Source organism: Burkholderia sp. Leaf177, from assembly GCF_001424345.1.
In the GTDB taxonomy this organism is placed as follows: Bacteria; Pseudomonadota; Gammaproteobacteria; order Burkholderiales; family Burkholderiaceae; genus Caballeronia.
On sequence record NZ_LMPF01000004.1, the window covers coordinates 207764 to 220282 of the forward strand.

General features: G+C 60.5%; 13 protein-coding genes. 9 read left to right on the plus strand and 4 right to left on the minus strand.

Annotated elements, in window-relative coordinates; all coding sequences use genetic code 11:
• Positions 1-107 precede the first annotated feature (107 nt).
• Complete coding sequence (gene groL, locus ASG35_RS07855; protein ID WP_056355133.1) at positions 108-1751, plus strand: chaperonin GroEL; 1644 nt, start codon at positions 108-110, stop codon at positions 1749-1751.
• A 129-nt stretch (positions 1752-1880) separates the two neighbouring features.
• On the opposite strand, the gene ASG35_RS07860 is transcribed toward groL, so the two are convergent.
• The 3 genes from ASG35_RS07860 to thiD are packed head-to-tail and all read right to left on the minus strand — an operon-like array spanning position 1881 to position 4012.
• The gene (locus ASG35_RS07860) at positions 1881-2240 is read right to left on the minus strand and encodes a hypothetical protein (RefSeq protein ID WP_235527490.1); all 360 of its coding nucleotides are present in this window, start codon (positions 2238-2240) and stop codon (positions 1881-1883) included.
• A gap of 55 nt (positions 2241-2295) precedes the next feature.
• Complete coding sequence (locus ASG35_RS07865; RefSeq protein ID WP_056355138.1) at positions 2296-3117, minus strand: DUF72 domain-containing protein; 822 nt, start codon at positions 3115-3117, stop codon at positions 2296-2298.
• Positions 3118-3142: 25 nt separating this feature from the next.
• Positions 3143-4012: a bifunctional hydroxymethylpyrimidine kinase/phosphomethylpyrimidine kinase gene (thiD, locus tag ASG35_RS07870; RefSeq protein ID WP_056355140.1), complete on the minus strand. Its 870-nt coding sequence runs from the start codon at positions 4010-4012 to the stop codon at positions 3143-3145.
• Between the two features lie 355 nt (positions 4013-4367).
• On the opposite strand from thiD, the gene ASG35_RS07875 reads away from it, so the two are divergent.
• Positions 4368-4538, plus strand: coding sequence for a rubredoxin (locus ASG35_RS07875; protein WP_025527884.1), 171 nt, complete (start codon positions 4368-4370; stop codon positions 4536-4538).
• Between the two features lie 353 nt (positions 4539-4891).
• Positions 4892-6250 carry a hypothetical protein gene (locus ASG35_RS07880; protein ID WP_056355146.1) on the plus strand — a complete coding sequence of 453 codons (1359 nt, stop codon included), beginning with the start codon at positions 4892-4894 and terminating at the stop codon, positions 6248-6250.
• Between the two features lie 3 nt (positions 6251-6253).
• Here ASG35_RS07880 and ASG35_RS07885 read toward each other — a convergent pair whose 3' ends face one another.
• Positions 6254-7735: a cryptochrome/photolyase family protein gene (locus ASG35_RS07885; RefSeq protein WP_056355148.1), complete on the minus strand. Its 1482-nt coding sequence runs from the start codon at positions 7733-7735 to the stop codon at positions 6254-6256.
• A 29-nt stretch (positions 7736-7764) separates the two neighbouring features.
• On the opposite strand from ASG35_RS07885, the gene ASG35_RS07890 reads away from it, so the two are divergent.
• The 6 genes from ASG35_RS07890 to ASG35_RS07915 are packed head-to-tail and all read left to right on the plus strand — an operon-like array spanning position 7765 to position 12513.
• Positions 7765-8343, plus strand: a complete 579-nt coding sequence (locus ASG35_RS07890; protein ID WP_056355151.1) for a YqgE/AlgH family protein — start codon at positions 7765-7767, stop codon at positions 8341-8343.
• Positions 8340-8810, plus strand: coding sequence for a Holliday junction resolvase RuvX (gene ruvX, locus ASG35_RS07895; RefSeq protein ID WP_056355154.1), 471 nt, complete (start codon positions 8340-8342; stop codon positions 8808-8810). Before ASG35_RS07890 ends, ruvX begins: the two co-directional genes overlap by 4 nt.
• Complete coding sequence (gene pyrR / locus ASG35_RS07900) at positions 8807-9322, plus strand: bifunctional pyr operon transcriptional regulator/uracil phosphoribosyltransferase PyrR (protein WP_056355156.1); 516 nt, start codon at positions 8807-8809, stop codon at positions 9320-9322. Before ruvX ends, pyrR begins: the two co-directional genes overlap by 4 nt.
• Positions 9323-9376: 54 nt before the next feature.
• Positions 9377-10408, plus strand: coding sequence for an aspartate carbamoyltransferase catalytic subunit (locus tag ASG35_RS07905; protein ID WP_156393042.1), 1032 nt, complete (start codon positions 9377-9379; stop codon positions 10406-10408).
• Positions 10409-10412: 4 nt separating this feature from the next.
• A complete protein-coding gene (locus ASG35_RS07910) occupies positions 10413-11696 on the plus strand; it encodes a dihydroorotase (protein WP_056355157.1) in 1284 nt (427 codons plus the stop codon).
• 13 nt (positions 11697-11709) lie between these two features.
• Positions 11710-12513, plus strand: a complete 804-nt coding sequence (locus ASG35_RS07915; RefSeq protein WP_056355160.1) for a lysophospholipid acyltransferase family protein — start codon at positions 11710-11712, stop codon at positions 12511-12513.
• Positions 12514-12519 lie beyond the last annotated feature (6 nt).

A 12519-nucleotide genomic window follows, 5' to 3' on the forward strand; every position in this document is an offset into this window, starting at 1 on the left:
ACCTTCAAGCCTGCGGCGCTCCAGCCGGCGCGATCGAAACGCTTTCCCGCGTCTCTCGCCCGGCCTGGCAGACAGCCAAAAACTGAAACGAATCAAGGAGTTTGAATATGGCAGCTAAAGAAGTCGTATTTGGCGATATCGCCCGTGCAAAGATGGTTGAAGGCGTAAACATCCTGGCCAACGCGGTCAAGGTCACGCTGGGCCCGAAGGGTCGTAACGTCGTTCTGGAACGCAGCTTCGGCGGCCCGACGGTTACGAAAGACGGCGTTTCGGTCGCGAAAGAAATCGAACTGAAAGACAAGCTCCAGAACATGGGCGCGCAAATGGTGAAGGAAGTTGCTTCCCGCACCAGCGACAACGCCGGCGACGGCACGACGACAGCTACGGTTCTGGCTCAGTCGATCGTCCGCGAAGGCATGAAGTACGTTGCATCGGGCATGAACCCGATGGACCTGAAGCGCGGCATCGACAAGGCAGTTACGGCTGCTATCGAAGAACTGCGCAAGATCAGCAAGCCTTGCACGACGAACAAGGAAATCGCTCAAGTCGGCGCAATTTCGGCCAACAGCGATTCGTCGATTGGTGACCGCATTGCCGAAGCAATGGACAAGGTCGGCAAGGAAGGCGTGATCACGGTTGAAGACGGCAAGTCGCTGGAAGACGAACTGGACGTGGTTGAAGGTATGCAATTCGACCGTGGCTATCTGTCGCCGTACTTCATCAACACGCCGGAAAAGCAAGTTGCCGTGCTCGAAAACCCGTTCGTGCTGCTGCACGACAAGAAGGTTTCGAACATCCGTGATCTGCTCCCGATCCTGGAACAAGTTGCGAAGGCTGGCCGTCCGCTCTTGATCATCGCTGAAGATGTGGAAGGCGAAGCACTGGCTACGCTGGTTGTGAACAACATTCGCGGCATTCTGAAGACAGTTGCTGTGAAGGCTCCGGGCTTTGGCGATCGTCGTAAGGCCATGCTGGAAGACATCGCGATCCTGACCGGTGGTCAGGTCATCGCCGAAGAAACCGGCCTGACGCTGGAAAAGGCAACGCTGGCTGAGTTGGGTTCGGCCAAGCGCATCGAAGTGGCGAAGGAAAACACCACGATTATCGACGGCGCTGGCGAAGCTGTGAACATCGAAGCGCGCGTGAAGCAAGTTCGCACGCAAATCGAAGAAGCAACGTCGGACTACGACCGTGAAAAGCTGCAAGAACGCGTGGCCAAGCTGGCTGGCGGCGTTGCAGTGATCAAGGTCGGCGCTGCTACCGAAGTCGAAATGAAGGAAAAGAAGGCACGTGTCGAAGACGCACTGCACGCAACGCGCGCAGCTGTGGAAGAAGGCATCGTGGCTGGCGGTGGCGTTGCGCTGATCCGCGCTCGTCTGGCACTGAAGGACCTGAAGGGCTTGAACGCCGATCAGGACGCAGGCATCAAGATCGTGCTGCGCGCGATGGAAGAGCCGCTTCGCCAGATCGTCACGAACGGTGGCGAAGAAGCCAGCGTCGTGGTGGCAGCAGTTGCAGCAGGCACGGGCAACTTCGGCTACAACGCAGCAACGGGCGAGTACGTCGACCTGGTGGAAGCCGGTGTTGTGGACCCGACCAAGGTGACGCGTACGGCATTGCAAAACGCGGCATCGGTGGCAGGTTTGCTGCTGACGACCGACTGCGCTGTGTCGGAACTGCCGAAGGAAGAAGGCCCGATGGGCGGCGGCGGAATGCCGGGCGGCATGGGCGGCATGGGCATGGACATGTAATTTCGGCTTCTGCCGGAATTGCGTGACAACGCGGGCTTTTTCGGGAGTCTGCGTTTCGCCAGGTTTGCCAAAGAAAAAACCCGCATCGGGCAACTGATGCGGGTTTTTTTATCGGCTTATAGCTAAGCGCTATTTGCCGTTCTGCTCACGCATCTGTTCGGCTGCGGCCTTGTAGTCGTAGGTGGGATAGAACTCGGTTCTGTAAGCGCCCCACGCGGTTGATTCGATTGCGCGATTCACTTCGCGTAATTTATCGGCGGGAACGCGCAGCGTCACAACCTGGCCGATACCCATCATCACGTACCACGACACCACCTGAACGCCCGGCGGCGGGAACGCCTTGAAGTAGCCTTGCTCCTTCAACTGCTGGTTGATCTGCGGCAGCGTTTTGGACTCATCGTGCTTGAGGAAAATGGTGAGGAGAAAGGTTCCATCGCCTACCGGTGCGGCAGTATTCGTCGCGTTTGGTGCGGGCGCGGTTTGCGCCATCGCGCATGTCAAGCTACCCGCCAGAATCAAAACTGCGCTCAACCACTTCGCGTACTCACGCATCGACTTTCTCCTTTACGGCAATGCGTTTTTTTGGGCGGGCGTTCAATGCCCGGCGGCTTTTCACGCGTAGCGCATTAAATTGCGCGGCGCCGGCGGCGGTGTTGTCGAAGATGCACCATACGTCGTGTGCTTTTTTCGCCCGATCGTGCAGCGTGAGCGCGAGGCCGTCGAGGAACGGATATTCATACGACGAACGATACACATCCGGCGATCCATGCAGCCTGAAGTACGCGAGCGACGTATCCGCCCGATGCTTGATGGCGCAATCGTCGGGCTGCGGATCGGCATCGACATAAGCCACGCTTTTCGATTTCAGCAGCGTGGCCGCGCTCTTCGCAAACCAGCTTTCGTGCCGTGCTTCGAGCGCGATGGGAATTTGAGTGCGCTCGCGCATCGATGCAAAAAACGCTGCGGCTTCGTTTTCATCGAACGCGAGACTGGGCGGCAATTGCACGAGCCAGCAACCGAGCGTCTCGCCGAGTTGTGTCGCGGATTCGAGGAACGCGTCGAGCAGCGGTTCGCATGCAACGAGACGGGCGTCGTGCGTGATCGCCTTCGGGATCTTCACCGAGAAACGAAACGTGCCGGGCACGCTGTCGCGCCATCGTGCATACGTCTCTGGACGATGCGGCCGATAAAAACTCGAGTTGATTTCAACGCACGTCAGCACCTGCGAATAGCGGGCGAGATGCGTGCCGTCGCCGGGAAAATGCTCGCCGACGGCGTCGGTCAGTCCCCATCCGGCGCAGCCAATACGAACCGCACCGGGCGGGCGATGTTTGAGCGACGGGAGCGAAGTTTTGCGCAGCGGCATTGTCTAGTTTCGCTCCTGTTCGGTTTCAGTGGCGTGCTTCGCCGGGTGCGGCGGGCGGCGCGTCGACCACCACGGGCGGCGTCTCTTCGTCATCGTTCGAACGGGCCCAAAAGAAACGATCCGGCATATAAGCGCCCATGCCGGGCCTAAAGGCGGCTCGCGTCGCCTGGAAAACGTACTCTTGCGCTTCGCGCGCGGCTTCAGCGGGTTCCTGACCGTTTGCCAGTAGCGCGGCGATCGCGGAGCCGAGCGTATCGGTAATACCCATCATGCGATGTTCGGTGCGGTCCCACGTGTCTTGGCGGATCTGGCCTTCTTCGCTATACAACGTATTGACGTGCCTGTGCGTACCCGTTTCCGTTGCCAGGATATATTCGCAGCCCTGTGAAAGCAGATGCGAAATTGCGGCGTCGAGCGTGGGCGCTTCGGCGTCGCCGTCGGGCTGGGCGAGTTGCAGGAGCGTGGCGTGATCGGCGACAAGCATGGTGGTTTGCGGCACCAGCAGATCGGCCATCGATTCCCGTAATTCGTCCGCGGCCAGCACGTGCTCGTCGTCGAGAGTGAAGTCGGGCGCGAGGATCAGCGGCACATCGTCGTAGTCCGCCACGACCTCTGCGATCGAAGCCACGACCTCCGCGCGCGTTGCAGCGCCGATCTTGAACGCCGCCACGGGCATATCCTCCAGCAACATGCGGGCCTGAGTGCCAACGGTTTCGGGATCGAGTCCGGTCACTTCGTCGCAGGTCGCGGAATCGCGCACCGTGTAGCCGGTCAGCACGGTCAAGCCGTGGCAGCCCATGCTGGCAAGCGTCAGCAGGTCGGCTTGCAGGCCGGAGCCGCCGGTCGGGTCGGACAGGCCGAAAGTAAGAACAATAGGAGGGGTATCGCTGGGCATCGAATGGTTTTTTCTGGTCTTTCGGCTGGAAAAGCTGGTCTGGGCAGCCGGACAATGGTTTGGTGCAAACGGCACGATTATGCGGCCTAAAGACGGATTGCCACGTGAACCGGCTATTTTTTCGCAAGGAATCTCAGGTGAAATCGGCCTGAAGATTGACTGAACGGAAACGCTGCGCAAGGCGTGATACTTGCTCCACCGTTGTTTCGCGCTATTCGTACACCACGCGCGATATTGATCCCGATCATGGCGGAAACCAGACCGATCGGCCAGCGCTGCTGCATTGCTAGGCATCGCGGCGCCAAACCGGTACCATCATGCACTCATTTAACCGATTCCCCGACGCGACATAAGCATGGAATACAGAAGCTGGATGTGCCTGATTTGTGGCTGGATTTATGACGAAGAAGCGGGTCTGCCCGAGGAAGGCATTGCGCCCGGCACTCGCTGGGAAGACGTTCCAATCAATTGGACCTGTCCCGAATGCGGCGCCCGCAAGGAAGACTTCGAGATGGTTCAGATCTGAGCATAGGCTCGGACACAAGGCAGCAGAACAGAAAAACCCGCGCCGCATGGATGGGAAGCCTTCATGCGGCGCGTCTTGTTTACGGTATTTGCGGCAGGAAAGCGCGAGAAAAGGAAATGCGGTATCACGTGGCGCGTCGAGGCAGCAGATAACGCGACCATGGGCGAAGGCTCAATGCCAAAACATCGGCGAGATGCCCGAAGCGCCAAACCGCAGACGTTCGGCCAGGCAAAACGATTCGGCAAACGCAGGTCCGGGTTTATATCGCAAGATGTTAGGAGCAATGCGGCCCGGGTTCGACCCAGATCCATCCGATGCACGGTTTGACCCGTGAATCGGCTCGTGAGCGTTCCATGACTACTCTGTCCGGCTTGACCAACACGTTCCAGGCATTGCCCAATCCACGCGGCGGCGCGGTGCGGATTGCAGAAATGGCACTGACCGACGCGCAGCACGCTTTCTTGCGCGAGGGCGACACGCTCGGCGTGCTGCGGCGCGCTATCGGCGCTTTGCACGCGGCCGGCTGGCTGCCCGCGCAACGTTTCGCCGAGACGCTGGTGCTGGTCTCGCCGCTCGCGGGGTTATCGGAGAAAACGCGCAACCAGTTTGCCGAAGCTTTGCGCGACTTCGGTGCCGCCGTCGAGCGCCGGAATTTGCGCGAACTCGCGTGTTCCACGCTGCTTTTCGAGCATTATCGCGGGTTGCATGCATTGATGGCCGCGCACACGCGCGCGGCGCCCGTCACCTTCGATGACCTCGCGCTCGCCGGCCGCGCCATTCCGCCAGCCACGCTGCGCCCGGTTTCGCCGGAACGTCTCGGGCGCGTCCGTGCGCATTACGAGCGCGCGCTGCTCGTTTTGCTGCGCTCGAAAGTCGACGAGGAGCGCGGGCAGGCGGAAACCATGTCGATCCTCGATGCGTGTCTGGCGGACCTCGCCGGTCCCGATCCCTACGATTTCTGGCGTCTCGCCGGCGCGGTGGTTCAGGCGCTGCGCCTGCAGCCCGATGCCGATAACGCCGCCGACGCCCGTCGTCTATACGCGCGCTTCAACCTGATTCTGGCCGACCAGGCGCACGGTCTCTCGTACGCGCCGAAATCCCTCGTGCGCGCGGCGCTTGCGCTTTTGTGGCGCGATTACGCGTTATATGGCGCGTCGGCGGAAGATTCCATTCAAGTCGATGTGTTGCGCGATTACGGCCTGACCGTCCACTGGCATATTGCGGGCACGCAGGCCTCCGAGGACGCGTGGGAAAAGAACGCGGAGCAGGCGCGCGACGGGTCCACGCGCGATCTCGGCGTGCTGCGCGTGAACGCAGCGGCTTACGAGGATTTCCTGACAAGCGCGGAGCCTGCCATCGGTGCGTTGATCGAGCACGGCGCGTCTGAGCGGGAGACGGGTCGTATCGATGTCGAGGCGGCAATGAAAGCGGCCGACGCGGCGTATCGGCTGGGTTCCGCAGCATGCGCGCTGGGACTGGGCCATGTCGCGCTGCTCGCCGATACCCTGGGTCTCGCGTGGCGGCGCATTGCGTACGAAGCGCAGATGATTCCCGACAGCCCAACGCTCGATGCCACCATTCCCGAGCGCGCCGCCCAGGCGCTCGGCGCGATGCTGCATCAGGCGGCAGCGGGAATTGCGCCGTCGGAAGGCGGCGCTTCAGTGGCGTCGCTGACCGCCATGATCGAACGCGGTGTGGCGGCGGTCCGCTGACTTTTATTCTTCTTCGGCTGCTGGCGCGGACGCGCTTTTCACGACCGCATAACGCGCCAGCGTGGTTTTACGGGCGGTATCGTGATCGACGACGGGCAGCGGATATTCCGCGCCCAAAGCGATCTTCGCCGCCTTCAGCGCGTCCGGTTTGGCCTTCCACGGCGCGTGGATGTCCTTGTCCGAAAGGCCCGCGAGTTCCGGCACGTAATGGCGAATGAATTTCCCTTTGGCATCGAATTTTTCCGACTGCGTGATCGGATTGAAAATGCGGAAATAAGGCTGGGCGTCGCATCCGCTGGAAGATGCCCACTGCCATCCGCCATTATTCGATGACAACTCGAAGTCGTTCAGCAGCGACTCGAAATACCGTTCTCCGCGACGCCAGTCGAGCCCGAGATCCTTCGTAAGAAAACTCGCGACCACCATTCGCAGCCGGTTATGCATGTAGCCCGAGGAATTGATCTGGCGCATGGCGGCATCGACGAGCGGATAACCCGTGCGGCCCTCGCACCACGCGGCGAAATTGCTGTCGGCCACGTCACCCGTTTCCCATTCGATGCGGTCATAAACCGGCTTGAACGCCTTGTGATCGCCAGGCACGCCGACCTGTGGAAAATGGTGCAGAACGGAAAAATAAAAGTCGCGCCAAATGAGTTCGGATAGCCACGTCTCCGCGCCCCGGTTGCCGTGACGCTGCGCGTCGTGCGCGGTCCGGGCGAGGGCGCGAATCGAAATGGTTCCGTGCCGCAAATGCACGCTTAAATAACTCGGGCCCTTGACCGACGGAAAATCCCGCGTCCGGTCGTAATCGACCATGCGGTCGCGGAAGTCATCGAATAGCTGGTACGCGCCGCTCGTCCCCGCGGGCAATGCGGGCGCGTGCTCCTTGCTGAAACCAAGCGATTCCAGCGATGGAATCCCGTGCTTCACGCCGCTCGGCGGCTTTGCCACGGCGGAAAGATTGTCCTCCGAAGCATACGGTTTCAGCGCATCCGGCGTGAGTGACGCCAGCCAGTTGCGCTTGTACGGCGTGAACACCGTGTAGGGTTTGCGCGCGCCCGTCAGCACGTCGTCCTGATGGAAAACGGTCTGGTCCTTGAACGTGAAAAACGCAACGCTCGCGCTCGCCAGCTTTTTCTCGATACCCTCGTCGCGCGCTTTCGCGGACGGCTCATAATCGCGATTGGCGAAGACCGCGTCCACGCCGCATTCGCGCACGAGTTCGGGAATTTCATGCGACGGCATGCCGTGACGCACGATCAGTCCGCCGCCGGCTTCGCGCAGGCTTTCGTCCAGTTCGATAACGCTTGCATGAATAAACGGCACGCGACGATCGTTTTTCGGCAAAGGCGACAGAATTTCGCGGTCGAAAACGAAGGCGCACAGCACCCGGCGACAGCGTGTTAGTGCGTGATAGAGTGCAGCATGGTCTGCCACGCGCAGGTCTCGTCGAAACCAGACTAGCCCCAGTTCAAAGTCGGCCATCAAGTATCGCCTTTGTTAAAATCCGAATTATGTCCAAGACACCCGATCGCATCAATTTGACGAATCAGTTCCTGATCGCCATGCCGAGCATGGCTGATCCCACGTTCTCGGGGACTGTAGTCTACCTTTGCGATCACAGCGAGCGCGGTGCGCTCGGCCTGGTAATCAACCGGCCGACCGACATCGACCTCCAATCGCTTTTCAACCGTATCGACCTGAAGCTCGAGATCGAGCCGCTCGTGCATTTGCCCGTGTATTTCGGCGGACCGGTGCAGACGGAGCGCGGTTTCGTGCTTCACGATCCCGCCGACGGCGATGTCTATACATCGTCCATGAGCGTGCCGGGCGGCCTTGCCATGACCACGTCGAAAGACGTGCTTGAGGCGGTCGCAAGCGGCAAGGGTCCCGAGCGCTTCCTGCTCACGCTCGGCCACGCCGGCTGGGGCGCGGGGCAACTGGAAGAAGAAATCGCGAAGAACGGCTGGCTGACAGTGGAAGCTGATCCGCGCATCGTTTTCGATGTACCCGCCGAGGAAAAGTTGCAAGCGGCGTTGTCGTTGCTGGGCGTGTCGCTTTCCATGTTGTCGGGCGAAGCGGGCCACGCATGACGGGTGATGGCCAGGACCGAATTGAAGCGCGCATCGAAGCCACGCTGCTCGCTTTCGATTACGGTGAAAAGCGCATCGGCGTTGCGGTCGGCAATACCTTGACGCGGCATGCGCGGGCGTTGACGGTGCTTGAAAACCGCAGCCGCGAGTATCGGTTCGAAGCCGTTGGCCAGTTGATTGCAGAGTGGAATCCGCGCACGGTGGTCGTCGGTTTGCCCATGCACCCGGACGGCACGCCGCACGAAATGACGCAACTTGCCACGCGTTTCGGCAATCAGCTGAACGGGCGTTTCAGCGTGCCGGTGAGTTGGGTGGACGAGCGGTATTCGTCGGTGGAAGCGAAAGCCGAATTGAAACGCAACGGCGTGAAGATGAACGCGAAGGGCCGTTATGACGACATCGACGCCGAAGCCGCCCGCGTCATCCTGCAACAGTATTTCGACCAACTTTCCGACGATCGATCATGAGTTCCATTGACGCCGAGGCGTTATACCGCGAGCTGCTCGAGCAGATCCGCTCGGCTTATGGCGAGTCGCTCTCGCAAGCCAATGGTCCGGTGCTCGCCGGCATTTATAGCGGCGGCGTGTGGCTCGCCACGCGGCTCGCGAAGGACCTGAACGTGGCGCAGTTCGGCGTGGTGAACGTGGCATTGCATCGCGATGATTACGCCAAGAAGGGCTTGCATAGTCAGGCCAGCCCGACATCGCTTCCATTCGCAATCGATAACGCAAAAATCCTGCTGATCGACGACGTTCTGTCTTCCGGACGCACTGTGCGCGCGGCCGTGAACGAACTCTACGATTTCGGTCGTCCGGCGCGGGTTGAACTCGCCGTGCTCGCCGATCGTGGCGGCCGCGAATTGCCCGTGGCGGCGCGCTTTACGGGCGGTGTGGTGGATGTATCGGCGGATGCCAATCTCGTGCTCACGCAGCGCGACGACGGCACGCTTTCATTCAGCACCGAAGCACGCACGGAATAAAGCGCGCGCGTTACGCAATCCTCTTGTCACGCATCAAGCACCACCAGGATCCACATGAACATGGCCACTCAGGGTTCTGCCGAAAGCAGCGCGCCGGACAGGAAGCCGGCGGTGACGCGCCCCGGTTTTCTCAAAGGCAATCCGCAGCTCACCAAAAACGGCGAACTCAAGCATCTGCTCACCATTGAAGGATTGCCGCGCGCAATCGTCACGCATATTCTCGATACCGCCGAACAGTTCGTCAGCGTGACCGATCGCGAGATCAAAAAAGTGCCGCTGCTGCGCGGCAAGTCGGTCTTCAACCTCTTCTTCGAAAATTCCACGCGCACGCGGACCACGTTCGAGATCGCCGCGAAACGGCTTTCGGCGGACGTGCTGAACCTGAATATCAATGCATCGTCCACGAGCAAGGGCGAATCGCTGCTCGACACCATCAACAACCTTTCCGCGATGCACGCCGACATGTTCGTCGTGCGTCATGCGTCGAGCGGCGCGCCGTATCTGATCGCCGAGCATTGCGCGCCGCACGTGCATGTGATCAACGCCGGCGATGGGCGGCATGCGCATCCGACGCAGGGTTTGCTCGACATGTACACGATCCGCCACTACAAAAAGGATTTCCGCAATCTGCGGGTGGCGATCGTCGGCGACATTCTGCATTCGCGCGTTGCGCGCTCCGACATTCACGCGCTGACCACGCTCGGCGTGCCGGAAGTGCGCGCAATCGGCCCGAGAACTTTGTTGCCGAGCAACCTCAACGAGATGGGCGTGCATGTGTACAACAATCTCGACGAAGGCCTGAAAGACGTCGACGTCATCATCATGTTGCGGCTGCAGAACGAGCGCATGAGCGGCGCGTTGTTGCCCTCGGCGCAAGAGTATTTCAAGTCTTGGGGACTCACGCCCGAGCGTCTTGCGCTCGCCGCGCCCGATGCCATCGTGATGCATCCGGGACCGATGAATCGCGGCGTCGAAATCGATTCGCAAGTGGCCGATGGTCCGCAATCGGTGATTCTCAATCAGGTCACCTTCGGGATCGCCGTGCGCATGGCGGTAATGGGCATCGTTGCCGGAAATAGTGATTAACCCAATGAAAATACATATTCAGGGCGGCACGCTTATCGACCCGGCCGCGGGCACTGAAACCCTCGCCGATGTTTTTATCGATGAGGGAAAGATCGTGGGCATCGGCAATGCGCCCGCTGGTTTTCAAGCAGCGCGTACCTTCGATGCAAAAGGCCTCGCGGTATCGCCGGGTTTTGTTGATTTGAGCGCGCGGCTTCGTGAACCCGGATTCGAACACAAGGCCACGCTCGAATCCGAGATGGCTGCGGCCGCCGCCGGTGGCGTGACGAGTCTCGTGTGTCCGCCGGATACCGATCCCGTTCTCGATGAACCTGGCTTGGTCGAAATGCTGCGCTTTCGCGCGGACAAGCTGCATCAGGCGCATGTGTATCCGCTGGGCGCGCTGACCGTCGGGCTCAAGGGCGACGCGATTACCGAGATGGTCGAGTTGACCGAGTCGGGATGCATTGGATTTTCACAAGCCGATACGCCGATAGTGAACACCCGAACGCTGCTGCGCGCGCTGCAATACGCGACCACTTATGGTTATGCCGTGTGGCTGCGTCCGCAAGACAGTTATATGGCGAGTGGCGGCGTGGCGGCGAGTGGCGCGGTCGCTTCGCGGCTTGGGTTGTCGGGCGTGCCGGTGTCGGCGGAAACCATCGCGTTGCATACCATTTTCGAGCTCGTCCGCGTCTCGGGCGCGCGCGTGCATTTGTCGCATTTGTCGTCGGCGGCGGGCGTCGCGCTCGTGCGTCAGGCGAAGGCCGAAGGTCTTTCAGTCACCTGCGATGTCACCATCAACCACGTTCATCTGACGGACATGGACATCGGCTATTTCAACTCGCAGTTTCGTCTCGATCCGCCGTTGCGCTCGCAGCGTGATCGCGATGCCATTCGCGCGGGTCTGGCTGATGGCACCATCGATGCAATCTGTTCCGATCACACGCCGCTCGATGACGACGAGAAGCTGCTGCCTTTCGCCGAAGCCACGCCGGGTGCGACGGGTCTGGAATTGCTGCTGTCGCTGACGGTGAAGTGGGCGCGCGAGGCGAACGTGCCGTTGTCGAAGGCGCTGTCGCGAATTACGACTGCGCCGGCGAACGTGCTCAAGCTCAACGCGGGACGTATAACGGTGGGCGATACCGCCGATCTCTGTCTCTTCGATCCCGCCAGCGAATGGCTCGTGGAACCGGCGTCGCTGAAAAGCCAGGGACACAACTCGCCGTTTCTTGGATATGAGTTGCCGGCGCGGGTGAAGGCGACGATTGTCGCGGGGCATATTGCGTATGAAGCACTTCGCGGTTGAGGATTGAGAGACCATGCTCGCCTTCCGGAAGCTTCGAATTTTTTCGCATCTGCTGCGCGGGATGTTCACCGTGGCGACGCGTTTTCCTAACGCGACGCCGCAAACGCGGATGGAACTGAACCGCGCGTGGTCGGTTGAAATGTTGCGTCGATGCGGCATGAAACTCGTGGTCCACAACGATCAGGCGCGGCTCGATCACGGCGCGCTGGTGGTTGGCAATCACATATCGTGGATTGATATCTACGTGGTCAATGCGTGGCGGCCGACGCCGTTTGTATCGAAGGCAGAAGTGCGGCAATGGCCGATTGTGGGTTGGCTCGCGCAGCAACTGGACACGATCTTTCTCCAGCGCGATAAACGCAGCGATGCCAAGCGGATCATGCACGAGTTGTCGGAACGGTTGAAGCGCGGCGAGTTGATGTGCGTGTTCCCGGAAGGGACGACGTCGGCGGGGAAAGACTTGCTGCCGTTTCATTCGAATCTGTTTCAGGCGGCGGTATCGGCGGGGTGTCCCGTGCAGCCGATTTGCCTGATGTATGAAGATGCGAATGGGAGGCAGTCGGAGGCGCCGGCTTATATCGACGATCTGACGCTGGGTTTTACGCTGGATGCAATGCTGCATGCTAGGCCGCTGACCGCGCATCTTTATGTCTGCGATGCGATTGCGGCAGGGGATGATAGGAGAGTGCTGGCGAAAGAGGCGCAGGCGGCGGTGGAAGGGGCGTTGAGAAGGATGCGCGGCAATCTCGCGGCGAGCACCGTGCCTCTTTCGTCACCGTTGTCCACGCCCGGTAGTTCGGACAGCCGGCCCGCGTAATCGCTG